Source organism: Phytohabitans sp. LJ34, from assembly GCF_052068095.1.
Lineage (GTDB): Bacteria > Actinomycetota > Actinomycetes > Mycobacteriales > Micromonosporaceae > Phytohabitans.
In genome coordinates, this window is the sequence record NZ_JBQHDG010000003.1 from 1 (window position 1) to 22,998 (window position 22,998).

Sequence of the window (22,998 nt, forward strand, 5' to 3'; positions counted from 1 at the left end):
GCAGTCGAACACGATGTGGATGTCGGGAATCATGCGCTCGACCGTAGTCCGGACCGCGGAAGACCGCGGTCCTGCGGCATGGCTCCACGGGGTATTAGCGGGGGTTGAGGTGCCCTCGGGCCGTCCTGGTCGTGGCGGTTCGGGTTCATGGGGTCGCCTGGCAGGGATGGGTCGGGTCAGCATGTCATAACGTCACGGACGCCCGCGATCTGCTCGCCGCCGCGTTGGCGACAAGGCGCACCAGCTTGCGGAACGATCTTCGCCGCAGCCGGGTGGATCCAATGCTTGTCGGCCGCTGAGATCACCCTGCCCACGGCAGCGCGGTGTGGGGTGACCGTGACCGGCGGCGGATGGGTGAGGCCGCGGGAGCAGCGGTCTGGACCACGGCGGGCGTCGCGGTAGCTCAAGGGATCCACGAAGCTGGCCGGAGGTGAAGTGCTACCTCGATAGGGGGCTTAGCCCTACTGCCCCGACCCACCCGGCGACCGCAGGCTCTAGTGCAGAGATCGGGAGCTGGGAAGGGGAAAGACAATGGGAAAGCCGGCCGCATTGCTCGCCGCGCGGGTCAGCGCGATCGTGTGGATCGTCGCTTGCGCGGTGCAGTTCGTCGTGTGGGCGATGATCGTGGTCATCGGGGGTGACCTCGTCGCGCCGTGGTGGATCTGGACGGTGCTGACCGGTGGGCCCGTGGTGCTCGCGGTTTGGTGGGTCACCGGGGCGCTGCACGCGGCCCGGCGGGCGCTGGCGCGAGAGAGTGGGTGGACGCCGTGACCGCGCCGGTGCGGATGGCGGCGGTCCGTAAGACGTATGGCCGGGGTGGGAGTGCGGTCACCGCGCTCGACGGGGTGACCGTCGACTTTCCGGCCGGCACCTTCACGGCCGTCATGGGGCCCTCGGGGTCGGGTAAGAGCACGCTGCTGCACTGCGCGGCCGGGCTCGACGCACCGACCTCGGGGGAGGTCACGCTCGCCGGCACCCGTCTTGCCGGCCTCAGCGAGACGAAGCTGACCGTGTTGCGGCGGGACCGCGTCGCGTTCGTCTTCCAGTCCTTCAACCTGATGCCGGCGCTCGACGTCTGGCAGAACGTCACGCTGCCCGACCTGCTCGCCGGCCGCCGCAGCGACAAGAGGTGGGTCACGGAGGTCATCGAGCGGGTGGGGCTGCGCGACCGGGTGCGCCACCGGCCGGCCGAGCTTTCCGGCGGGCAGCAGCAGCGGGTGGCGATCGCTCGGGCGCTCGCGAGCCGGCCCGCGGTGACGTTCGCCGACGAGCCGACCGGCGCGCTCGACACCCGCACGGCCGCCGAGGTGTTGGGGCTGATGCGGCACCTCGCCGACGCGGGCCAGACCATCGTGATGGTGACGCACGACCCGGTCGCCGCCTCGTACGCGGACCACGTGCTCTTCCTCGTCGACGGCCGCATCGTCGACCAGCTGGGGCGGCCCACCGCGCCAGCCGTCGCGGAGCGCCTCACCCGCCTCGGCACCACTGTGGACGGTGCGCGGTGAACCGGATCGCCTTCGCGAGCCTCCGCCACCGTGCGGCGGCGTCGCTCGCCACGTTCGTGGCGGTGCTGCTCGGCACCGCGCTGCTCGTCACCTGCGGTGGCCTCTTCGAGACCGCGATCCGCCTCGACTCCACCGCCCAGCGGCTGGCCGGCGCGCCGGTCGTGGTCGCCGGCGAGCAGGGGTTCAAGCTGCCGGACCAGGAGCACGAGCGGGTCGCGTACCCGGAACGCTCCCGTGTGGACGGTGACCTGGTCGCCGCCGTCGCGGCCGTGCCCGGCGTGGCCCGCGCGATCCCGGACATCTCGTTTCCGGTGGGTGACTCGCGGCTGGGCCACGACTGGGCGTCGGCCGCGCTCACGCCCTACACCATTGTGGACGGACGCGAGCCGCGAGCCACGGGAGAGGTCGTGGTGGAGAGCGGCAGGCTCGGGGAGCGGATCACGATCCTCGTCTCGGGCACACCGCGCGAGTTCACCGTCACCGGCATCGCCCGCGCACAGCGGCCGGTCGACGCGCCCGCCGTGTTCTTCTCCACCGCCGACGCCACCCGCTTCGCGCCCCGACCGGGCACAGTGGACGCGATCGGTGTGCTCCTCACGCCGGGTGCGGAGGCCGGCGAGGTGGCAGCGCGGGTGGACGCCGCGCTCCCGCCCGAGCTTGTCGTGCTCGCCGGCGCCGACCGGGGCGCGGCCGAGTTCGCCGGCGTCGGGGCGAGCCGGCTGGCGCTGATCCTTGTGGCGGGCATCTTCAGCGGCATGGTGGTCGTGGTCATGGCGCTCGTCGTCTCCGCCACGATCAGCCTCACCGTGCGGCAGCGCCGCCGCGAGCTGGCCCTCCTGCGGGCCGGCGGCGCCACACCCCGCCAGGTGCACCGCATGGTGGTACGCGAGACGATGGCCGTCGCCGTGCTCGCCACCGCCTGCGGGGCCGGCGCGGCGTGGTTCGTCGCCAGCCGCGTCTTCGAAGCCAGCGCCGCGCGGGGTGTGGTGCCCGAGGCGCTGGTGTTCCGGCTGGGGCCGATCCCGTTCGCCGGGGCGGTGCTCGTCTCGCTGGTGATGGCGCGGATCGCTTCGCATCTCGCCGCCCTGCCCGCCGCGCGTACCCGGCCGATCCAGGCACTGGCCGAGGCGGCGATCCCGCCGGTGACGGTCGCACCGATCCGGCGGCTCCTGGCCGGAGTGTTCGCGGCCGGCACGGTCGCGCTGGCGGTCACCACGATGTTCCTCGGTCCGGAGATCGCGCTGGCCATCGGCGGCCCGGCGGTGCTCACCGGCTCGATCGCGGTCGCGCTGGTCGGCCCCGAGCTGATCGACCGGCTCGTGGCGCGGCTGCCGCGCTTCGGCGGGCTGGCGGCCGTGAACCTCCGCGCGCGGGCGGCCCAGTTCGCCGCCGTGCTCACCCCGCTGACCGTGGGCGTGGCGATCGCGCTCGGCAACGTGTACGCGCAGACCACCTACGAGGCCGCGGCCTCCGCCGGCTACACCGACCAGCTCCGCGCCGACGCGGTCATCACCTCGACGGCCGGCGGCATCGCGCCCGGCCTCGTCGACGAGGTGCGGGGCACGCCCGGCGTCGAGGCGGCCACCCCGCTGGTGACCAGCCGCGGATGGCTCGACGAGCCGTACGACGGCAAGGGCAGCGACCCCTCCACGATCCTCGGCGTCGGACCGTCCGCATTGGACGTGCCGGTGTCCGAGGGCACGCTGGACGCCTTCTCCGGCGACGTCGTCGCGCTGCCCGAGAAGCGGGCCGAAGACCTCGACATCGCGGTCGGCGACCGGGTCACGATGCGCTTCGGCGACGGCGCGCGCGTGCCCGTCACGGTGGTAGCGCTGCTGGACAGCCCGTCGCACTACGCCGGGATGGTGGTGCCGCCCGAGCTGCTGGCGCCACACACGACGGCTGGCGCGCCGCGGCAGCTGCTGGTCCAGGGCAGGTCCAGCGGGCTTCCGGAGTGGCCGAGCACCACAGTGGACGGTGGCGGCGCGCTGCGGTCCTCGTTCGAGGCCGGCCTCGACGTGCAGGGCTGGATCAGCTACCTCGTCGCCCTGCTCGCCATCGCGTACGCGGCGATCGCCGCCGTCAACACCATGGCGGTGGCGGTGCTGTCCCGGCGCGGCGAGTTGGCGGTGCAGCGGCTGGCCGGCGCCACCCGCCGCCAGATCCGCCGCATGCTGCTCACCGAGGCGGCGGTCCTGGCCGCGATCGCGGTGGGGCTGGGCACGGCGATCGCGGCGTTCACGGTGCTGCCGATGGCCGTCGCGCTGGGCACGCTGATCCCGCGCGGGCCTATCTGGGTGTACGTCGCGGTGGTGGCCGCCGCGTTCGTCATCGTGGGCCCGGCCACCGCCCTGGCGGCCCGGATCGCGACCCGCCGCCGGGCGATCGTGGAAAGCCATACGTAAAGCCTTTGCAAAGAGCCCTGACTAGCGATCAACGGGGAGCCGTACGGTCGATCGGCTAGACATCGAGCCTCTTGAAACAGTGGGGAGTTTGTCATGTGGCGAAAGTCCGGATCCCTGTTCCTACGCCGACCAACGGTCAGGCGGGCATCGGCGCTCACGGCGGTCGGTCTGGTGGCAGCGTCGGTCATTGTGGCGATGCCACCTGAAGCCGTGTCTGCCCAACCCGGCCCGGATCTCGTGACGGTCGACGGCACCCCGATACCTCGCTTGGGGGCGTTGCGGGTGCCGCCCACCCGGCCGAGCTCGGGGGCCCTGAGCCCGGCCACCGACCCGTCGACGCCCGCCGCGGCACCGAGCGCGCACGACCGGGCACTGGCCGAGGCGGCCAGGACCGGGCGGCGCGTCGAGATCGTCCAGGAGCGCTCCGAGTCCTCGACCGTCTTCGCCAACCCGGACGGCACGTACACCGCCCAGCTCGCCTCCGCCCCGGTCCGCGCGCGCGCCGCCGGCGGCTGGCTCCCGGTCGATACCCGCCTGGTTGTCAAGGACGGCGTGGTGCGGCCGAAGTCGGTACCCGGGAAGGTCACGCTGCCGGGCGGCGGGGGCGAACCACTGGCGTTCGGCGGGAAGGACGGCGGTGGCGTCACGCTCGACGTCGGCGGCAACCTGCCGAAGCCGGCGATCGCGGGCGACACCGCGACCTACGCCGGCGTCTTCGACGGCGCGGACCTGGCCGTCCAGGCGACGACCGTCGGCACCGAGATCTCGGTCGTGATCCCCGAGCGCGGCGCCGGCCGGCCACGGTACGAGCTGCCGATGGGCTTCGACGGCCTGACGCCGGTGCAGGACGGCACCGGCGGGCTTGTCCTGCGCGACGCCGGCGGCGCGGTGGCCGGCTACACGACCGCGCCGGTCATGTTCGACGCCACGCCGACGACGGTGCCGGGCGTCGCGGCGCACCGTGGCGAGGTGACCGCCAAGCTCGAGCGGCGCGGCGGCGGCTACGTCATGGTCGTCACGCCTGACCAGGCTTTCCTCGAGGACCCCAAGACTGTCTACCCGGTGACGATCGATCCTTCGACGTCTTTCACGCTGGTGTTCGACACCTTCGTCGACCAGCTGCACCCGACGGCGAGCCACGCCGGCGAAGACCGCCTCTTCGCCGGCACGACGCCGTTGACCGGCCCGGTGCGCTCGTTCCTCCAGTGGAACACCGCCCCCATCGAGGGCAAGAACGTCTCGGCCGCCACGCTGCGGCTCTACCAGGTCTGGAGCGGGGCCGGCGGCTGCACGGCATCGCCGCTGACCGTACAGGGCTCGGCACACATCGGCGCGAGCATCACCTGGAACACCCAGCCCGCGCGTGACGGCGTCACCTGGGGCTCGGCCAACACGGCCGGCGACGAGACGGCCTGCCCCGCCCAGGTCGGGCACAAGCAGCTCAACATCACCGGCTTGGCCGCGAAGTGGGCCGGCGAAGCCGGCACGCTCGGCAACCTGGCCGTCCTGGCCAGCGAGACGAACTCCACCCACGCCAAGTCCTTCTACAGTGGAGAGACCGGTCTCGGCACGCCGCTGCTCGACGTCACCTACTTCACGACGCCCGGCACGCCCACCGAGCTCTCCTACCAAGGCAACCCCGTCGTCGACACCCTGCGGCCGGTGTTCTCGGCCCGGTTCCCCGGCGGCGACCCGCAAAACCGGATCGGCAGGTTCTCGTTGCGCGACTCGACGAACACCGAGATCGCCAGCCACAACGTGTCGGTCGCCCAGAATGCCACGGCCGGATGGACCGTGCCCGACGACGTGCTGGAGCCGGGCAAGGCGTATACCTGGCAGGTGCGCTCCTGCGCCGGCCCGGCCGGTGCCGAGACGTACTGCTCGGCCACCGTGACGAGCCCGTTCGCCGTCAACCCCCGCCTCGGCGCGGGTGACCGGCCCTTCTTCACCTACACCGGCACCGCCGTGACCGACCGCTCGTCGGTGCGGGTAAACGTGGCCTCGGGTTCGCTCGTGCTGCACGCGACCGACCTGTCGATCGCCGGGGCCGGGTTGCCACTCACGCTCGACCGCACGTACAACTCGTTCAACCCCGACTCCGGCATGCTCGGGCGGGGATGGAGCGGCAGCTACACCGACACCGTGTACCTGTCCGAGTGGCCGGGCGGCTCGTTCACGTTCCACGGCGAGAGCGGCGAGGTCAGCCTCATCAAGAAGAACAGCAGCGGCGGATGGGACCCGTCCGGCGACCTCGACGCGTCGTTCGTAGACGCCGGTGGCTTCGGCGTCTACGCCCTGACGTTCCGGCACGACCGGGGCCGGTACAAGGCGGGCGACGCGCTGTACTTCTACAACACGGGGCCGAGGAAGGGGAAGCTGCACAGCTACGTCGAGTCGCACGGCCGCGGCAACGGCGTCACCTACAACGGCGACAACATCCCCACCCAGGTCGTCGACACCAAGTCGCGGCCGGTGAACTACACGGTCAGCGGCGGCCGCCTCGAGCTGCTCAACGACCCCAACGGCGCGCGCACCGTCGACTATGGATATACGACCGCACCCTCCGGTGCCGTGAAGCTCACCTCCGTGGTCGACGCCGAGGGCAACACCACCGCCTACGGGTACGACTCGAGCGACCGGCTCAACCGGATCACCGATCCCGAAGGCGGCGAGATCCGCATCGCCTACGACGGTGAGAACCGCGTGACGAGCCTGACCCGCGAGATGGGCGCCGCGGACTTCGTCACGACCTTCGCCTACACCGACAACCTGCCCGGTGCCGGCAACGACCAGACCGTGGTCACCGACGCCAACGGCCACGAGACCACGTACCGCTACGACAGCGGCAATCGGGTCACCAGCGTCACGAACGCCAAGGCGCAGACGGAAAACACCACCTTCGACACCAACTCGAACGTGACCGAGGTGACGGACGCCGCCGGCGAGGCGACCACGTTCGCCTACGACACGACCCGGAACAACCCGACCTCGGCGCAGATCCCGACCGGTGCACAGTGGACGGCGACGTACGACACCGGCGGCCCGGGAATCGTCCCGTTCCGCCCGCGGACCGACACCGATCCCCAGACGCGCAGGCGGACCCACACCTGGAACGCGAACGGCGACCTGCGCCAGAGCGTCAACCAGCTCGCCACGGAAAACACGGTTTCCGCGACGTACCACGGACTCGACGGGGCGAGCTGCGCCGGGGCTCAGGAGGGGCAAGTCTGCCGCACGACCAACGCGCGCGGCCAGACCACCGACTTCACCTACACCGGCGGTGACCTGACCGGCGTCAACCACGGCCCAGCCCAACTCGGCGACGTCGAGATCACCTACGACGCCGTGAGCCGGCCGGCGAACGTCGACGACGGCAAGAACCAGGACCGCTCGTTCACCTACGACAAGCTCGATCGGGTGAAGACGGTCACCGACTACGACGGGTTCGTCACCTCGTACAGCTACGACAGGAACGGAAACGTCAAGTCCCGCACCGACCGGGCCGGCTCGTGGACGTTCACCTACGACGGCGACAACCGGCTCACCTCGTCGGCGGGCCCCGGCACCGACGACGTCTCGTACACGTACGACCGGAAGGGAAACGTCACGTCGGTGACCGACCCCCTTGGCGGCACGACCGAGTACGAGTACACGACGATCGACGAGGTCGACGTCGTGCGAGACCCGCAGGGTAAGGAGACCACCTACACCTACCACGCCGACCACCGGGGCTGGCGCGAGGTCGTGCGCTACCCGAGCGGCGTCGAGCAGCGTCTCGCCTACGACTCGTCCGGGCGGGTGACGAGCATCGAGGCATACAGCCCGGCGGACGTCCAGCTGACCAACTACGACTACCTCTTCACCAGCGGTGGGACCGACCGGGCGCTGCGGCAGCGCGAGACGACGCACAACGGCGTCACCAACTACACGTACGACAACGCCAACCGGCTCACCACCGCCGACTACACCGACTCGCCCGGCGGCGCGCCGGCGGTGGCGGACCTGTCGTTCACCTACGACGGCAACCACAACAGGCGGACCAGCACCCGCAACGGCACGCCTACCACCTTCGGCTACAACACCGCCGACCAGCTCAACACGGGCGGGGCCACCTACGACGCCAACGGCAACATGACGGCCTCGACCGCCTACGGGGTCGCCGCCGCCGGGTACAACGCCACCGACCAGACGACCAGCCTCACGCCGGCCGGCGGGCCGGCGCGGGCGCAGAGCTTCGCCGGCACCGCCCAGTCGCAGTGGCACACCAGCGGCGGCGACAGCTTCGTCACCGCTGGGACGATCGGCATCACCGCGGTCGACCGCCCGTCGGGCGACGTCACCTTCGTGCGTGACCCGGGCGGCAACCTGGTCTCGATGCGCCAAGGCGGCCAGACCTACCACTACGTCTTCGACGGCCGCGGCTCCGTCGTCGGGCTGACCGACAGCTCAGGAGCGCTGGTCAGCACGTACATCTACGAGCCGTACGGCCGGCGGGCGCACGCGACGGGCACGCTGTTCAACCCGTTCCAGTACGACGCCGGCTACACCATCGACGGCGCGGGCACCCTCTACAAGTTCGGCACCCGCTTCTACGACGCCAACAACGCCAACTGGACCCAGGTCGACCCGCTGCCGAACCAACCCCGCTACGCCTTCGTCAACGGCGACCCCGTCAACCACTCGGATCCCAGCGGGGCCATCGACATCAACATCGACGTCGGGCCCATCGAGATCGACGAAGACCTTGAGTTCGACCTCAGCTGGGGGTGCGTGGCCGGAGCGCTCGGCACGGTCTCGGCGATCGGAGCGGCGGCGGCCGCGGCGCCGATGTCGTTCGGCGCGTCGCTCGCGGCGGCCGGCGGCATCTCGGCCGCGGCCATCGGGACCGCTGATACCTGCACGGAGTAGGAGACGCGGCAGGGAGCCGGCACCCCGGGTGGTGCCGGCTCCCCGTGGGCGTGCCCCGGTCGCCGCGCCGATGTACGCCCCGGAGGGCCGCCGCCGAGGAGCGGCGGCACTCACGTCAGGCCGGCGCGTTCCACTTCTGGTTGGCCGCGCCGGTGCAGGTCCAGATCTGGAGCCGGGTGCCGTCGGCCGAGTTGTTGCCGGTGACGTCGAGGCACTTGTTCGCGTAGGCGCTGACCAGGTCGCGTCCCGCCGTATACGTCCACTGCTGTGACGCGCCGCCGTGGCAGTCCCACAGATGGGTCTGCGCGCCGTCGGCCGTGCTGGGGCCGGCGACGTCCAGGCACTTGCCGAGCGCGCGGACCGTGCCGTCGGCGCCGCGGGTCCACTGCTGCGCCCCGGTGCCGTTGCAGGCGTACAGCTGGACCGCCGTGCCGTTCGCCGTCGAAGCGCCCGCCACGTCGACGCACTTGCCGGCCAGGCCGGTGATCGGACCGGTGCTCCCACCACCGCCGCCGCCGGACTGGGTGCCGGTCCAGGTGAACGTCGCGGTGGTGCGGGCGGGCAGCGTGTACGTGAAGGACTGGTTGCCCCAGTTGACCCGGATCGACTGGGCTCCCGTTCCTCCATTGTGGGCGATCAGTGCCTTGGAGCCGTCGGTGTTGCGCCAGGCCACGTTCTGCACGGCGGTGTTGTTGGAGTCGATCCGCTGCGCGCCGGGGCGCACGAACTTGGTCAGGTGGCCGGTCGTGTAGTACTCGATCGTGTTGTCCACCTGGCCGGCCCGCGACCCTCCCTCTTGGACGGTGACGAGGCCGGTGCAGGTGCCGCAACCGCCGTTGTGCGGGCCCATGTTCTGGTTGAGCGCCAGGCTCCACTTCACCAGGCTGCCGCTCCAGTTACGCGCGTAGTTGACGATGTCGTTGAGGTCCTCGTTGTGCTGGTTGGAGACCCAGGTACCGCCGGAGTGCTCGGTGGAGAACTGGCGCACGCTCGGGTACTGGTTGCGCACCTGGGTGCCGACGGCCGGGTCGCCGAAGTAGCCGTGCCACGCGATGCCGCCGAAGAGCGGGTCGTTGCGGACCGCCGCGTCGGCGAGGATGCCGGAGCCGATCTGGCCGTAGTCGCCGTAGTTCCAGTCGTGGACGAGCACCTTCGTGGTGATGCCGGCCGCGCGGAACGCGGGGTAGAGGTGGTTCTTGGTGAACTCGGTGAGCCCGGACGCGTTCCAGGACATGCCGGGGTAGTTCATCGCGGTCGGGTTGCCGGCCTGGCAGCAGTTGGGTTCGTTCTGCACGGACACGTAGTCGATCGGGATGCCGGCGGCCTGGTAGCTCTGTACGTACTTGACGAAGTACTGGGCGTACATCGGGTAGTACTCGGCGCGCAGCCACCCCATCTGGTCCATCCGGCCGTTGTCCTTCATCCAGCCGGGGGCGCTCCACGGCACGCCCTTGACCCGCAGTGCCGGGTTGAGCTGCTTGGCCTGCTGGGTGAGCAGGCGCACGTTCGTGTCGTACCCGTTGGCGCCGAAGTCGTCGAGGTTGCAGCAGGTGTCGTCGAGGGAGACGTTGCCGGGGCGGGAGAGGTCGGAGGCGCCGATCGGGTTGCGGACGAACGACAGCCCGATGCCGTCGGTGGGGCTGAAGAGGCGGCGCATCACCGCGTCCCGGGTGGCCGCGCTGATCGGGCCGCCGCGGAAGAGGTACGCCGTCGTGTCGGTGATCGACGCGCCGCCGCCCTCGAATGTCTGGTAGCGCACGTTCTCGTTGACGGTGATGGTCTGGTTGGCCGAGCCGCCGGCCGGGCCGAACGCGGTGGCCGCCTGCTGCTGTAGGCCGCGGGTGACGCTGCGCCCGCCGCCGTCGGAGGTGGTGGTGAGCCAGATGTTGACCTGCTCGCCGGCGGCGTGCGCGGACGGCGACAGCACGATCGTGCCGGCCGCGGCGGCGAGGAGGGCGGCCGTGCCGGTGACGGCGGCGAACAACCGCCGCCCGCGGGCTCCTGCTCTGGGCATGAAGGGATCTCCCTCGCATAGGGATCGTCTCGCCTGGCGATCCCGCCAGGCGACGCCGGACATGGATGTGCGGCGTCAGACCCCCTCACCGCTCCGGATCAGCGGGAACGGCGATGGCCTCGGGTGGGTCCAGCGCCCGCTGCCGCGCACAACCCGGAGGCGCGACGGCGGTAACGAAGATGAAACACCCACCTGGAACAAGTGTCAATATGTAACAGGCGCCGGGCCGGTGGAGCCGCGGACCACCAGCTCGGTCGCGAGCTCGACGTGCAGCGCGTCGAGCTTGTGCGCGTCGAGCAGGCGGACCAGCAGGTTGACCGCCATGCGGCCCATCTCTTCCAGCGGCTGGCGGACCGTCGTCAGCATCGGCTGGGTGGCCCGGCTGACCTCGATGTCGTCGAAGCCGGCCACCGACAGGTCGGCGGGCACGCGCAGGCCGCGCTCGGCCGCCGCGCGCAGCGCGCCCACCGCCATCTTGTCGTTGAACGCGACCAGCGCGGTCGGCCGCTCCGGCAGGTCGAGCAGCTCGCGGGCGGCCCGGTAGCCGTGCTCGGCGGTCGGCTCGACGACGAACCGCACCAGCTCCGGCACCGGCAGCACGCCCACGTCGGCCAGCGGCGCGACGTATCCGGCCTGGCGGTGGTCGGTGACCAGCCAGTGGCGCGGGCCGCCGATGATGCCGACCCGCCGGTGGCCCAGCTCGACGAGGTGGGTCATCAGGCGGCGGGCGCCGGCGAAGTGCCCGGCGGAGACCGCGGGCACGTCGCGCGGCGGCGGGGTGCGCGGGTCGACGACCACGAACGGGAACCGCCGGTCGCGCAGCCGCTCGAGATCCTCGCCCGGCTCCGGCGGGAGGATGAGGACGGCCCCACACAGCGAGGTCCGGCCGGGCAGGCCGGCGAGCACCTCCGCGTGCTGGGCGGCCTCACCGGCGTTGAGCACGACGGGCCGGCCGTGCACCTCGAGGGTCTCGGCGACCGACGACACGATGATGCCGAAGTAGTCGGTCAGCACGTAGGGGCAGCGCACGTAGACGGCCGCGCCGCTCGCGGCCTCGGCGGCGGGGCGGCGGCGCGGCGTGTGCTGGCCGAGCCGGCCCATAGCGCGCAGCACGAGGTCACGGGTGTGCGGCGCGACATTGGCCCGCCCGTTGATCACGCGGGACACCGTGGCGATGGACAGGCCGGTCTCGGCCGCGACGGCACGCACCGTGACCCGCTTTGTTACATCGCCTTGTTTCATGTTGGAACAGCATACGGGGTCAGCGCTCGCGTGCCGCCTCGAAGCCACGCGCGGCCTCGATCGGCACGACGTCGGCGAGCACCGATTCGCATGCGCGGTGATACCCCCGTCCGGCCAGATCAACCCTTACTGCGAGCGGCGCCGAGGGGAGGTACCGTGGCGACTGATGTTCGACCACCCCGCACTGTTCTACCGAGGGCCAGACGAGTACCTCGCCGGCACCCTGCCGTTCATCCGTGACGCGCTGGCCGCCGGGGAGCCCGTCGCGGTCGCCGTGCCCGGTGCGAACCTCGAGAGGATCCGGGCGGGTCTCGGCGCCGACGCGGAGCGGGTGCGGTTTCACGACATGACCCGGGCCGGTGCCAATCCCGGGCGGATCCTGCCGGGCGTGCTGCTCGCGTTCGCCGATGCCCACCCCGGCCGGCCGGTGCGCATCATCGGCGAGCCGATCTGGCCGAGCCGCAGCCCGCTCGAGTACCCGGCCTGCGTGCAGCACGAGGCGTTGATCAACGCGGCCTTCGCCGGGCGCGCGGCGAGCATCCTGTGCCCGTACGACGTGGCCGGGCTCGCCCCGCACGCGGTCGAAGACGCCTACCGCACCCACCCGGTCATCGCCACGACCGCGGCCCGCGAGACGAGCCCGGGATACGAGGACCCCGTGGCGGTCGCGCGGAGCTTCAACCTCCCACTGCCCGACCCGCCGGCCGGCGCGGCGACCACCACGATCGAGCTGAGCGGGCTGGCCAAGGTGCGCGCCTTCGTCACGGAGGCGGCCGAGACGGCCGGGCTCGGCGCCGACCGCACCGACGACCTGATCATCGCGGTCAACGAGCTGGCGACCAACACCGCCGCGCACACGACGCCGGGCACCGGCGCGCTGGCGATCTGGACCGAGGACAGCATCCTGGTCTGCCAGGTGCGCGACGGCGGCCACATCGCGGCGCCGCTGGCCGGCCGCGTGCCGCCGCCCCCGGACAGCTTCTACGGCGGGCGTGGCCTGATCCTCGTCAACCAGCTGTGCGACCTCGTGCGGGTGTACACCCGGCCGGGCGCCACGACGATCCGCCTGCACATGCGCCTCACCTGATGGTGAGGACGGTCGCCTCCTCGTGCACGGTGGTGGCGACGTCGAAGCGGGCCTCCAGCATCCGCGCGGCGTAGTCGACGTCGTCGACGAACGGCACCGGCAGCAGCGACGCCGCGTCGGGCGCGTCATGGGCGGCGACGAGCACCACCCGGTCGGCCTTGCGCAGCGCCTTGGTCACCATCAGGCTGAGGTCGTCGGGCATCAGGAAGCGCCACAGGTCGATGTGGACGAACTGGCTGAACTGCCCGGTGCGAAAGTCTTGCAGCATCAGGCCGAGCCGGTGCCAGTTGGTGTCGCCGATCGGCGCGTCCTGGTCGAACGTGTGCGAGCCCGGCCCGAGCGGCAGCCCGGACACGCCGTAGCCGGCGATCAGCGTGCGGTCGCCGAGCCCCGCGCGGACCTCGGCGGGCAGCACGGCCGGGCGCCCCAGTCCGGCGCGCCGGCAGGTGTCGACGGCGTCGGAGTAGAGCCGCACCTTGCCCATCACCTGGCCCAGCGTGGCCGGGCTGTGCATGGCCTCGAAGTCGTAGCGCGGGTGCTTGCGGGCGATGTACCGCAGGTTGTCGAGCGTGCCGAGCAGCTCGCCGGTCGGGCGGTAGTGCGGCATGTGGTACGCCATCGCGGCGGGCTCGCGGACGAAGAGGTCGGGCGGGCAGCCGTGGTGGTGGAAGACGCGGTAGAACAGCTCGCTGTCTTCCAGCCCCCACTTGACGATCGCCTCGTCGAAGCCGCCGACCGCGTCGAACGTGGCCTTGTCGACCGACGCGTTGTGGGTGAACCCGAGCAGCCACGGCGCGCGGGCGAAGTCGGCCAGGTGCTGCGGGTGGGCGGTGTGCCCGTCGCGCGGGTCGCCCCGGTAGGCGTCGAGCATCTCGGGCGTGGGTGACTCACCCCGGGTCAGCGCGCCGGCGGCGGCCCAGTCGATGTCGTACCGCTTGCCGAGCAGCACGCCGGGCCGGCCCTCGCGCGCGGCGTGGAACGCGGCGTGCCGCTCGAGCAGCGCCGGGTGGGCCACCGAGTCGGCGTCGACGAACAGCAGCACGTCCGCGCGCGCCCGGGCGGCACCGGCGTTGCGGGCGGCCGAGCGGCCACGGTTGCGCTCCGCCACCACGCACGTGACGTCGAGCCGGTCGGCGTACTTGTCGACGGCGGGCGCGAGCGGCACCGGCGAGCCGTCGTCGCTGACGATCACCTCGAAGTCCGCGGCCGGCATGGTCTGCCGCGCCAGCCCGCCCAGCGTCAGGTCGAGCAGGGGAGCGTTGTTGTACGCCGGGACGACCACACTCAACCGGAACCGACTCACATCGAGGAGGCTAGGTGAGGCGGCTCTAGGATCGGTCGGAATCCGGTGTGATCCAGCTGATCGCCGCGCCGCGTGCTCCCTGCCCCTCCACCGTGGGGTCGCCCTCCGCTCGGGCGAGGGCTCCGCATAGCACACGCATCGAAATATTTGGTTAAGGCTATTTACTGTTAGCTTTGTTTACCGTATGTTGATGCGCATCAACCCGAGCGGATCCCCCTAAACAAGGAGGATTTAATGCGAAGACGCATCACCCTCCCCCTGCTCACGCTCGCCGCCGTCATCGGCTCGCTCCTCGTGGCGGTCACGCCGGCGCAGGCGCACGGCTACGTCTCCTCGCCGCCCAGCCGGCAGGCGATGTGTGCCCAGGGCCGGGTCGCCGACTGCGGCGACATCGTCTACGAGCCGCAGAGCGTGGAGGCGCCCAAGGGCTCGATGCAGTGCAACGGCGGTGGTTCCCGGTTCGCGGTGCTCAACGAAAACCGCAACTGGCCGACCACCTCCGTCGGACAGAACGTGACGTTCAGCTGGGTGCTCACCGCCCGGCACGCCACCAGCACCTGGGAGTACTTCGTCGGCGGTTCGCGGATCGCCGTGTTCGACGACGGTGGACGCCAACCCGCGGCGAACGTCTCGCACAGCGTCAGCCTGGGCGGGCGCAGCGGCCGGATCACCGTGCTGGCCCGGTGGAACATCGCCGACACCGCGATGGCCTTCTACGCCTGCGTCGACCTCCAGGTCGGCGGCGGCGGTGGCAACCCGCCCCCGACGACGCAGCCGCCCGCCCCCGCGTGCGGCACGGCGTGGAGCGCGAGCGCGGTCTACACCGCGGGAGCTGTGGTCTCCCACAACGGTCGCCGCTGGCAGGCCCAGTGGTGGACGCAGGGCGAAACCCCCGGCACGACCGGCCAGTGGGGCGTCTGGCGCGACCAGGGCGCCTGCGGCTGACCTCTATCGAGGGTCCGCGCCGCCCCGGGCGCGGCGCGGACCCGTCACACGGCGGGAGGCGGAAGCATGCGACGAGCGCTCGTCCTGGTGACAGTCTTCGCGGTCGGGGCGTGCGGTGCGGAGCCCCGAAACCAGGCGCCGACACCGCCTCCCGCCACCACGGCGGTGACCCTGCCGGCCACTGTGGACGGTGCCTACAACGGGACCGACCTGATGTTCCTCCAGATGATGCTGGCGCACCACGAGCCGGCGGCCGCGCTGCTCGAGTTGGGGCGAAGCAGGGCGACCCGGGCGGACGTGCGCGGGTTGGCCGGTGACCTGGCCACCGCGCAGGCCGCCGAGACCCGCGCCGTCACCGATTGGCTGGAGGCGTGGGGCAAGCCGCTCACCTCCGACGCCCACCCGGACGCGCACGCCGCGCACGGCGGCCTGCCCGCCCTCGGCGACAAGGAGATCGCCGAGCTGGGGCGCCTGGGCGGCGCCGAGTTCGACACCGCGTTTCTGAACATGCTGATCGGGCACCAGCACGGCGCCGTCGAGCTCGCCCGCATGGAGGCGACCGGTGGGCAGAACCCGCAGGTGAAGGCGCTGGCCGCCCGCACCGACGAGACGGTGCGGGCGCAGATCCAGCAGCTGCTCAGGATGGTGGCGGGGTGAGGTTCACCAGTTCGAGTTCGTCACGCCCGTGCCCAGGATGATCTGGTCGAACTGGTTTCCGTCGTTGTCGTCGGTGTACGCGATGCTCACCTCGGACCACGGCGACACCGCGATCGCGACCTGCTCCTGCCGCCCCGCGGTGGCCTGGCTGAGCATCTGCGCGCCGAGCCGCCCGTCGCCGGTGCCGTCCGGGTTGCGGCCGGCGACCCACACCTGCGGGTCGGCGCCGGCGACCGTCCACGCCAGCGCCACGTTGCCCTGGTCGTCGATGCCGATGCCGGGCGCCACCCCGGCCGACGCCACCGCCAGGTCGGTGTGGCGGGGGCTGCCGGCCGCGGTGAACGACCGCGCCCACACACCACCGGATTCCCACGCGACCGCGAAGTCGCCCGCGTAGCCGGCCGCCACCGCGGGCCGCTGCTGCTGGCCGGCCGTCTGGGCGTTCGCCAGCCGCCGGGACAGGGTGACGGCGCCGTTGGCCCGGGCCAGCCGGACCAGGCCGATGTCGCCGCCGTTGCCCCACACCACGAGCGCCTCGCCCGAGGGGAGCGCCGCCACGTCCGGCCGCCGGTGGTCGCCCGTGGTCTGGCTGGCGACCACCTCGTACGCCTTCGTGGTCGCCGCGGTGTAGCCGGCCGCCCGTACCGTCGCGGGGTTCGTGCCCTGGATGTCCTCCCACGCCACCGTGAACGCGACCGCGCTCGTGCTGCCCGGCACGCCGTCCGGGTCGACCGACACCTTGGGGAAGACCTGCTGGCCGTCGGTGCTGGCGTTGGCGCGGCCGGAGGCGAGCACCGTGCCGGTGGGTGATACCACGCGGTAGGGGACGTTGTAGTAGCCGTTGCCGTCCGGGTCGTCCGCCCACACCACGACCGCGTTGCCCCGGTCGTCGAGGCCGACGTCGGGCGTGACGTGCTTCCACGCGACGCCGCTCGTGCCGCCGGCGGAGAGCTTCAGCTCGTACACCGGAGCGCCGTCCTTGAAGAGCCGCAGGAAAATCTCGGAGTGCGCGTCGTCGGCGGGCGCGGTGGTGTCGCGGTCGTCCTCCCAGACCACGGCCACGTGGCCGTTGCGGTTGGCCGCGATCGCCGGCACGTCCTGGTCGCCGGTGGCGGTGCTGTTGGCGGTCGACCACGTCACGGCTTCCACGCCGAGCATCAGGATGGCCGTCGCCGTCGAAACAAGCGACATGTCACACCGCCTGGAGGCCGGGCTGGCCGTCGAGGATGACGAACGAGCGCAACGTGGACACCGCCGCGCCGTGCTCGGTCACGCTCGCCACCGTGCGGAAGTCGGCCCGCACCTGGGTCTGCGAGATGGTCGTGCGCGTGTACCCGCGGCGGTCCGAGTGGAAGCGCAGGTGCGGGTTGGTCGCCGCGTTGGGGATCGTCGTGGTGCCGCTGCCGTCGCCGCCCGACGTGATCGACGTGCAGACGAGCTCGGTGCCGATCGTCGCCGAGCTGGGGTTGGCGTAGTCGGCCTTGAGGTCGTTGGCCCACGCCCGGTGCACGTCACCGGTCAGCACCAGCGGGTTGCGCACCGCGCGCTGCACCCAGCCCTGCTGGATCCGTGTGCGGGAAGCCCGGTAGCCGTCCCACGCGTCCATGTTGGACGCTCCGGCCGCGTCGTACTGCCGGGCGAAGAACACCTGCTGCCCCAGGACGTCCCAGGTGCCGGAGTGCTGCGCCAGCCCGTCCAGCAGCCAGGTCTCCTGCGCCGAGCCGGTGAGCGAGCGGGAGGCGAGGTCGGCGTCGGCGCACACCTTCCACCCGTCGCCGCACGCCTGGTCCGAGCGGAACTGCCGGGTGTCGAGCATGTGGAACGTCGCCAACCGTCCCCAGTGGACCCGCCGGTAGAGCGCGATGCTGTTGCCGCTGGGCGCGGCCGAGGGGCGCAGCGGCATGTTCTCGTAGTAGGCGCGGTAGGCCGCGGTGCGCCGGGCCGTCCACTGTGCGGCGGTGAGCGCCGGGCTGCTGTCCGCGCGCGTGTTGGTGGCGTAGTTGTTTTCCACCTCGTGGTCGTCGGGCACCACGAGCCACGGCGCGGCCGCGTGCGCCGCCTGGAGGTCGGGGTCCGACTTGTACTGCGCGTACCGCCGCCGGTAGTCGGCCAGCGACACGATCTCGGCGCCCACGTGCTCGCGCACCGAGCCGGCCGTGGTCGCGTCCTCGTAGAGGTAGTCGCCGAGGTGCAGCACGAGGCCGGGGGAGTCCTCGGCCAGCCGCCGGTACGCGGTGTAGTAACCCGACTCGTAGTGCGCGCAGGACGCGAACGCCATCACCAGGTCACGCCCGAACGTGCCGGCCACCGGCGCGGTGCGGGTGCGCCCGACCGGCGAAATGTGCCCCTGCGCGCGGAACCGGTAGAAGTAGTCGGCGTCCGGCGCCAGCCCGCCGGCCACCACGTGCACGGAGTGGGCGTCGGCGTAGCGCGCGGTCACCACGCCTGCCGCGACGAGCGTCGTGAAGCGGTCGGTCGTCGACACCTGCCAGTCGACGACCACGTCGGAGGTGGGCATGCCGCCCTGCCCGTCGGCGTTGAGCGGGGCGGGTGCCAGCCGGGTCCAAAGCACGACGCTGTCAGGTGCCGGCTCACCTGACGCGACGCCCAGCCGAAATGGGTACGGAACGGCCGCGGCCACGGATCGGGTCGGGAGAGCGGCCGCACTGGCGACCGCGATGCCACTGAGGACGAAGGTACGGCGGGAGAGCTTCCTCATCCTCTGACTTTGATCGTCATGGATAAACGAGGCAAGCCCTAGGCGATGAAGATTTCCGCCGCGACCGGTGTCTAAACGGCTTTCACGTAACGCTGGCAGGGCACCGGAATCGGCCCGTCCTCGCCGGCCGCGGGGTAGTCGAAGGCCCCCTCGTCGACCCAGCCGCACCGCTCGTAGAAGCGCCGCGCACGGGCGTTACCGGTGGCGACGGCGAGCCAGGCACGCGCGTGCCCACCCGACGCGACGAGCCGCTCCGCCGCGGCGAGCAGGTCACCGGCGACACCGCTGCCCCGGTGCCGGCGCGAGACGTACACCTGCTCGACCTCGTCGCCGACCACCATCACGAACCCGGCCACCTCGCCGTCGCGCACCGCCACGGTGGTGTCGTCCACCCGCTGCGCCGCCCGCGAGCCGAACGACTCCTCGGTGCGGATCGCGACGAGCGCGTCAGGCACGTGGCCGAGGTGACCGTCCTGCCAACCCTCGTACCAGATCTCGGCCACAGCGGCCGCATCGCCCATCTCCGCCGCTCGAATGATCACCCACCGAGTCTAGAGACCTTTCGGAGTCAGGGGCCCCTCGAGACAGGTTTCCCGGGTTCGCGTCAGCTGCGGACCGCCGCTCCCGCCGGAGACCGCTGCGGCCGGCGGCTCGCCAGGGCTCGCCGAAACCCCCGGCCTCCGCTGCCAGGCCCGCGGTCCACGATCCACCGATGAGGGCGCACCTACCAGGCCCGGGGCCGTGAGGCCCGGCGCAGCCGCCGGGGTGAGCGCGACCAGCGGTTACGCGCGTGGTGGCGCTCCGGCAGATTTTCCCCCGTCCGTGTCAGCTGGAGACCGTATGCTCCCGCGGGGACCGCTCCCGGCCGGCGGCTCGCGGGGCGAGCCGAGATCCCCGGCCGTCCACTGCCGGGTCCGCGGGACAAGCCCCGAAGGGGGCTTCGCGGGGCCTATCTCCGCCGTCCTGACGCGGCGTTACCAGCTCATGGGTCGGGACTTCGAGATCTAGGAGAGTTGGGGTTGAAATAGCGCCTTAACTCTCCGAGATCTGGGATCTCGCGCCGCTCACCTCGCCGCGGCGGTTACCGGCGGCGACGAAACCGCTGTTGCTTTCCCAGAGCGCCGATCCGGGAGCAGGCATTGTGGACAAACAGCGACCGTCGCGCGGCCCGACGGGGTGAGCGCGGCCAGCGGCGGACGGGTGAGGCCGCGGGAGCGGCGGTCTGGACCACGACGGACGTCGCGGTAGCTCAAATCTTTGTCCTAAAGGAAACTTAGCGCCGGCCACCTCGACTCCGATAGATGCAGTTTCCCATTCAGGGCTGCCCCCTTGGGGGCGTGGGCAGGGCCGCGCGGGGAGTCCGCGCGGCCCCATCCCCCCGGTGTGGTTTCAGGTCGCTACTTGAGCTCTACCGACGAGAGGTCGATGACGCCGACCCAGTCGGTCTTGATGGGCTTCAGGCGCTTGGAGATGCCGGACTGCTGGGACACCGTGACGATCGGCATCGACGGCACCTCGGCGTCCACGATCTTGATGGCCTCGGTGAACTTGGCGTGCGCCGCGTCCGGGGTCGAGGCCTTCGTGCCCTCGGCGTAGAGGCGGTCGACGTCCGCGTTTTCGTAGAGGCCGTCGTTGGAGGCTGCGCCCTTGATGTACAAGGGGCCGACCCAGTTTTCGGCGTCCGCGTAGTCGGCCTGCCATGCCGCCCGGTACGGTCCGTCCATCTTGTGGGCGTTGACCTGCTGGCGGAACGCGTCGAACGTGGTGATGCCAAGGGCCACCGCGTCGATGCCGAGGGTGTTCTTGACGCTCTGCGCCACCGCCTCCATCCAACCCTTGTGGCTGGAGTCGGAGTTGTAGCGGAACACCAGCTGGCCCTGGAAGCCGCCGGCCTTCTGGAGCAGCGCCACGGCCTCGTCCTTGTCGTACTCGCACGCGGTGCAGGCGAACCCCTCGGCGCCCGGGGTGCCCGGCGGGGCCCAGCTGGTGGCCGGCTTGCGCGTGTTGAAGAAGACCTTCTCGGAGATCTCCTGCCGGTTGATCGCCAGCGAGATCGCCCGGCGCAGGTCCGGGTTCTTGAACCGCTCGTCGTAGATGGGGAACGCGATCCTCTGCTGCACGGGGACCGCGACCTCGATCGCCCGGTCGCCGAGGTCGCCCTTCCAGGCCTCGTCGGCGAGGTTTTCGACCGGTACCTGCTGGAGGAAGTCGAGGTTTTCGGAGAGCAGGTCGGCGTAGGCGGCGGTGATCTGCTGGTAGAACTTGACCGTCACCTCCTTGACCTTCACCTTGTCGCCCACCGTGTAGTCGTCGAAGCGGGCCAGCTTGAGCTCGACGTCGTCGGTCCAGCTGACGAACTTGACCGGCCCGTTGCCGATCGGCTGGCGCCCGAACGCGTCCGGGCCCTGCTGGAAGAAGGCGTCGGGCATCGGGGAGTACGCGGCGAAGCCCAGCTTGGTCTTGAAGATGGAGAACGGCGCCTGGAGCTTGATGGTGAACGTGTAGTCGTCCACCACCTTCAGGCCGGACATCGTCTGCGCGGTCGGCTTGGGTGCCTCCCGCGGCCCCGCGCCGTCCGGGTCGGGCGGGTTGACCGCGGTGAAGCCCTCGATGTCGCCGAAGAAGCTCGCCTGCTGCTGCCCGTTGGTGGCGAGGGCGGTGAAGTTCCACGCGTCGACGAAGTTCTTCGCCTTCACCTCGGTGCCGTCGTGGAACTTCGTGCCCTTCTTGATCCGCACGGTGTAGTTCTGCGAGTCGGCCGTCTCGATCGACTCCGCCACCGCGTTCTGCGGGTCGCCGCCGCCCGGCGGGTAGGTGACGAGGCCGGTCCACAGGTGGTCGACGATGTTGCCGCCGCCGGTCTCGCTGGTGTTGCCGGGCACGAGGCCGACCTCGGGCTGCGTGCCGTTGATGGTGATGGACGCGTTGGCGGTCGCGCCCGTGTCTCCGGTATCCTCACTGCCACCGCCGCAGCCCGCCGCGACGAGTGAGAGCGTCGCGATGGCAGCGGGCATGACGATGCGCATCGACCGATGCATCTTGTGCATCTTGCCGACTCCCTTCCTGATTTAGCCCGCGTTGTATCGCGCCGCGCGGGGGTATCGGCGCGGCGAGCGGGCGTTATGGGGTCTGTCAAAAGCAGGTGGTCCTGCCGTCTTCCTGAGGAACGCCCGAGCCCGCCCGACTGGTTGTCGCGGGTTTCCGCAGAAGGGAATGATGTGTGCGTGGATACACCGGCGGCTGAGGTCGATATCGACGCAAGTCTCGTCACCCGGCTCGTCCGGGCGCAGCACCCGGACCTCGACGGTCCACTGTGGCTCGTCGCGAACGGGTGGGACAACGCCATCTACCGCCTCGGCGACGACCTCTGCGTGCGGCTGCCGCGCCGGGCCCTCGCCGTCGACCTGATCCGCAACGAGCAGCGCTGGCTGCCGGCCCTCGCCGCGCGGGCCGGCGGGGTCGTCCCCGCCCCGGTGCGCGCCGGCGTGCCCGGCGAGGGCTACCCGTGGCCGTGGTCGATCTGCCCGTGGTTCGAGGGGCGCCCGGCCGCGGACGTGTCACCGGCCGAGCGCGGGCCGGCGGCGACCGACCTGGCCGAGTTCCTGGCCCGGTTGCACGCCCCGGCGCCCGCCGACGCGCCGCACAACCCGTGGCGCGGTGTGCCGCTCACCGCCCGCGACACGGCGGTACGCGAGCGCCTCGCCGGCACGCCCGACCTGCTCGCCCTCTGGGAGCGGCTCGTCTCCGCGCCGGTCTGGGGCGGGCCGCGGTACTGGTTGCACGGCGACCTGCACCCGGGCAACCTCGTGCTGGCGCCCTCCGGGCCGGCGCGGCTGGCCGCGGTCATCGACTTCGGCGACCTCACCGGCGGCGACCCGGCGAGCGACCTGTCCACCGCGTGGCTGACCTTCGACGCCGCCGGCCGGGCCGCCTTCCGGGCCCGATACGACGCGCTCACCGGCACCGACGCGGACACCTGGGTACGCGCGCGCGGCTGGGCGCTCAACCTGGCCACCGCCATCGGTGCGTTTTCGGACGACAGCCCGCGCCTTGCCGCGATCAGCGCCCACGCTCTCGCGGAGGTGCGGCGCGAGCCCTAGCCGCCAGTGCGACCGGCCCGCTCGTCAATTGACCAAGCCCTATCGATGTACATAGCATCGACATCGAACTAAGTCGTGAAGGAAGTGCGCGCGGGGCGGCGCCGGACTCC

General features: G+C 71.6%; 15 protein-coding genes. 8 read left to right on the forward strand and 7 right to left on the reverse strand.

Annotated elements, in window-relative coordinates; genetic code table 11:
• Window positions 1-531: 531 nt before the first annotated feature.
• From ACTMTJ_RS05440 to ACTMTJ_RS05455, 4 genes are all read left to right on the forward strand, one after another.
• Window positions 532-771: a hypothetical protein gene (locus ACTMTJ_RS05440; protein ID WP_441214961.1), complete on the forward strand. Its 240-nt coding sequence runs from the start codon at window positions 532-534 to the stop codon at window positions 769-771.
• Window positions 772-785: 14 nt separating this feature from the next.
• The gene (locus tag ACTMTJ_RS05445) at window positions 786-1,508 is read left to right on the forward strand and encodes an ABC transporter ATP-binding protein (protein WP_441215401.1); all 723 of its coding nucleotides are present in this window, start codon (window positions 786-788) and stop codon (window positions 1,506-1,508) included.
• Window positions 1,505-3,913 carry an FtsX-like permease family protein gene (locus tag ACTMTJ_RS05450; protein WP_441214962.1) on the forward strand — a complete coding sequence of 803 codons (2,409 nt, stop codon included), beginning with the start codon at window positions 1,505-1,507 and terminating at the stop codon, window positions 3,911-3,913. The genes ACTMTJ_RS05445 and ACTMTJ_RS05450 overlap by 4 nt, the downstream gene beginning before the upstream one ends.
• 210 nt (window positions 3,914-4,123) lie before the next feature.
• Window positions 4,124-8,821: a DNRLRE domain-containing protein gene (locus tag ACTMTJ_RS05455; protein WP_441214963.1), complete on the forward strand. Its 4,698-nt coding sequence runs from the start codon at window positions 4,124-4,126 to the stop codon at window positions 8,819-8,821.
• Between the two features lie 115 nt (window positions 8,822-8,936).
• Here the strand turns inward: ACTMTJ_RS05455 and ACTMTJ_RS05460 are convergent, their stop codons facing one another.
• Together ACTMTJ_RS05460 and ACTMTJ_RS05465 are read right to left on the reverse strand one after the other, a co-directional pair.
• Complete coding sequence (locus ACTMTJ_RS05460; protein ID WP_441214964.1) at window positions 8,937-10,835, reverse strand: ricin-type beta-trefoil lectin domain protein; 1,899 nt, start codon at window positions 10,833-10,835, stop codon at window positions 8,937-8,939.
• A gap of 204 nt (window positions 10,836-11,039) precedes the next feature.
• A complete protein-coding gene (locus tag ACTMTJ_RS05465; protein ID WP_441214965.1) occupies window positions 11,040-12,077 on the reverse strand; it encodes a LacI family DNA-binding transcriptional regulator in 1,038 nt (345 codons plus the stop codon).
• 166 nt (window positions 12,078-12,243) lie between these two features.
• Between ACTMTJ_RS05465 and ACTMTJ_RS05470 the strand changes: the two genes are divergently transcribed.
• Window positions 12,244-13,164 carry an anti-sigma factor RsbA family regulatory protein gene (locus ACTMTJ_RS05470; RefSeq protein ID WP_441214966.1) on the forward strand — a complete coding sequence of 307 codons (921 nt, stop codon included), beginning with the start codon at window positions 12,244-12,246 and terminating at the stop codon, window positions 13,162-13,164.
• Here the strand turns inward: ACTMTJ_RS05470 and ACTMTJ_RS05475 are convergent.
• Window positions 13,157-14,467 (reverse strand): glycosyltransferase, encoded by a 1,311-nt coding sequence (locus ACTMTJ_RS05475; RefSeq protein WP_441214967.1) that lies wholly within the window; start codon window positions 14,465-14,467, stop codon window positions 13,157-13,159. The two genes, ACTMTJ_RS05470 and ACTMTJ_RS05475, sit on opposite strands and share 8 nt — an antisense overlap.
• 234 nt (window positions 14,468-14,701) lie before the next feature.
• Here ACTMTJ_RS05475 and ACTMTJ_RS05480 point away from each other — a divergent pair, with 234 nt between their 5' ends.
• Together ACTMTJ_RS05480 and ACTMTJ_RS05485 are read left to right on the forward strand one after the other, a co-directional pair.
• Window positions 14,702-15,412, forward strand: a complete 711-nt coding sequence (locus ACTMTJ_RS05480) for a lytic polysaccharide monooxygenase (RefSeq protein ID WP_441214968.1) — start codon at window positions 14,702-14,704, stop codon at window positions 15,410-15,412.
• Window positions 15,413-15,478: 66 nt separating this feature from the next.
• Window positions 15,479-16,069 carry a DUF305 domain-containing protein gene (locus ACTMTJ_RS05485; RefSeq protein WP_441214969.1) on the forward strand — a complete coding sequence of 197 codons (591 nt, stop codon included), beginning with the start codon at window positions 15,479-15,481 and terminating at the stop codon, window positions 16,067-16,069.
• Window positions 16,070-16,072: 3 nt separating this feature from the next.
• Here the strand turns inward: ACTMTJ_RS05485 and ACTMTJ_RS05490 are convergent, their stop codons facing one another.
• The 4 genes from ACTMTJ_RS05490 to ACTMTJ_RS05505 all read right to left on the reverse strand — a co-directional run bounded on the left by ACTMTJ_RS05490 (window position 16,073) and on the right by ACTMTJ_RS05505 (window position 21,835).
• Window positions 16,073-17,260 carry a hypothetical protein gene (locus ACTMTJ_RS05490; protein WP_441214970.1) on the reverse strand — a complete coding sequence of 396 codons (1,188 nt, stop codon included), beginning with the start codon at window positions 17,258-17,260 and terminating at the stop codon, window positions 16,073-16,075.
• A gap of 1 nt (window position 17,261) precedes the next feature.
• A complete protein-coding gene (locus tag ACTMTJ_RS05495; RefSeq protein WP_441214971.1) occupies window positions 17,262-18,788 on the reverse strand; it encodes an alkaline phosphatase D family protein in 1,527 nt (508 codons plus the stop codon).
• 71 nt (window positions 18,789-18,859) lie between these two features.
• Window positions 18,860-19,330, reverse strand: coding sequence for an N-acetyltransferase family protein (locus ACTMTJ_RS05500; protein ID WP_441214972.1), 471 nt, complete (start codon window positions 19,328-19,330; stop codon window positions 18,860-18,862).
• Between the two features lie 855 nt (window positions 19,331-20,185).
• Window positions 20,186-21,835 carry a peptide ABC transporter substrate-binding protein gene (locus ACTMTJ_RS05505; RefSeq protein WP_441214973.1) on the reverse strand — a complete coding sequence of 550 codons (1,650 nt, stop codon included), beginning with the start codon at window positions 21,833-21,835 and terminating at the stop codon, window positions 20,186-20,188.
• A gap of 177 nt (window positions 21,836-22,012) precedes the next feature.
• Here ACTMTJ_RS05505 and ACTMTJ_RS05510 point away from each other — a divergent pair, with 177 nt between their 5' ends.
• Window positions 22,013-22,888, forward strand: coding sequence for an aminoglycoside phosphotransferase family protein (locus ACTMTJ_RS05510; RefSeq protein WP_441214974.1), 876 nt, complete (start codon window positions 22,013-22,015; stop codon window positions 22,886-22,888).
• The last annotated feature ends 110 nt before the right edge of the window (window positions 22,889-22,998 follow it).

What these genes read in the sequence shown, in the direction of transcription:
- ACTMTJ_RS05440 (WP_441214961.1), top strand. Translation starts at nt 532, where the DNA reads ATGGGAAAGCCGGCCGCATTGCTCGCCGCGCGGGTCAGCGCGATCGTG.
- ACTMTJ_RS05445 (WP_441215401.1), top strand. Translation starts at nt 786, where the DNA reads ATGGCGGCGGTCCGTAAGACGTATGGCCGGGGTGGGAGTGCGGTCACC.
- ACTMTJ_RS05460 (WP_441214964.1), bottom strand. Translation starts at nt 10,835, where the DNA reads ATGCCCAGAGCAGGAGCCCGCGGGCGGCGGTTGTTCGCCGCCGTCACC.
- ACTMTJ_RS05465 (WP_441214965.1), bottom strand. Translation starts at nt 12,077, where the DNA reads ATGAAACAAGGCGATGTAACAAAGCGGGTCACGGTGCGTGCCGTCGCG.
- ACTMTJ_RS05470 (WP_441214966.1), top strand. Translation starts at nt 12,244, where the DNA reads ATGTTCGACCACCCCGCACTGTTCTACCGAGGGCCAGACGAGTACCTC.
- ACTMTJ_RS05480 (WP_441214968.1), top strand. Translation starts at nt 14,702, where the DNA reads ATGCGAAGACGCATCACCCTCCCCCTGCTCACGCTCGCCGCCGTCATC.
- ACTMTJ_RS05485 (WP_441214969.1), top strand. Translation starts at nt 15,479, where the DNA reads ATGCGACGAGCGCTCGTCCTGGTGACAGTCTTCGCGGTCGGGGCGTGC.
- ACTMTJ_RS05490 (WP_441214970.1), bottom strand. Translation starts at nt 17,260, where the DNA reads ATGTCGCTTGTTTCGACGGCGACGGCCATCCTGATGCTCGGCGTGGAA.
- ACTMTJ_RS05495 (WP_441214971.1), bottom strand. Translation starts at nt 18,788, where the DNA reads ATGAGGAAGCTCTCCCGCCGTACCTTCGTCCTCAGTGGCATCGCGGTC.
- ACTMTJ_RS05505 (WP_441214973.1), bottom strand. Translation starts at nt 21,835, where the DNA reads ATGCACAAGATGCATCGGTCGATGCGCATCGTCATGCCCGCTGCCATC.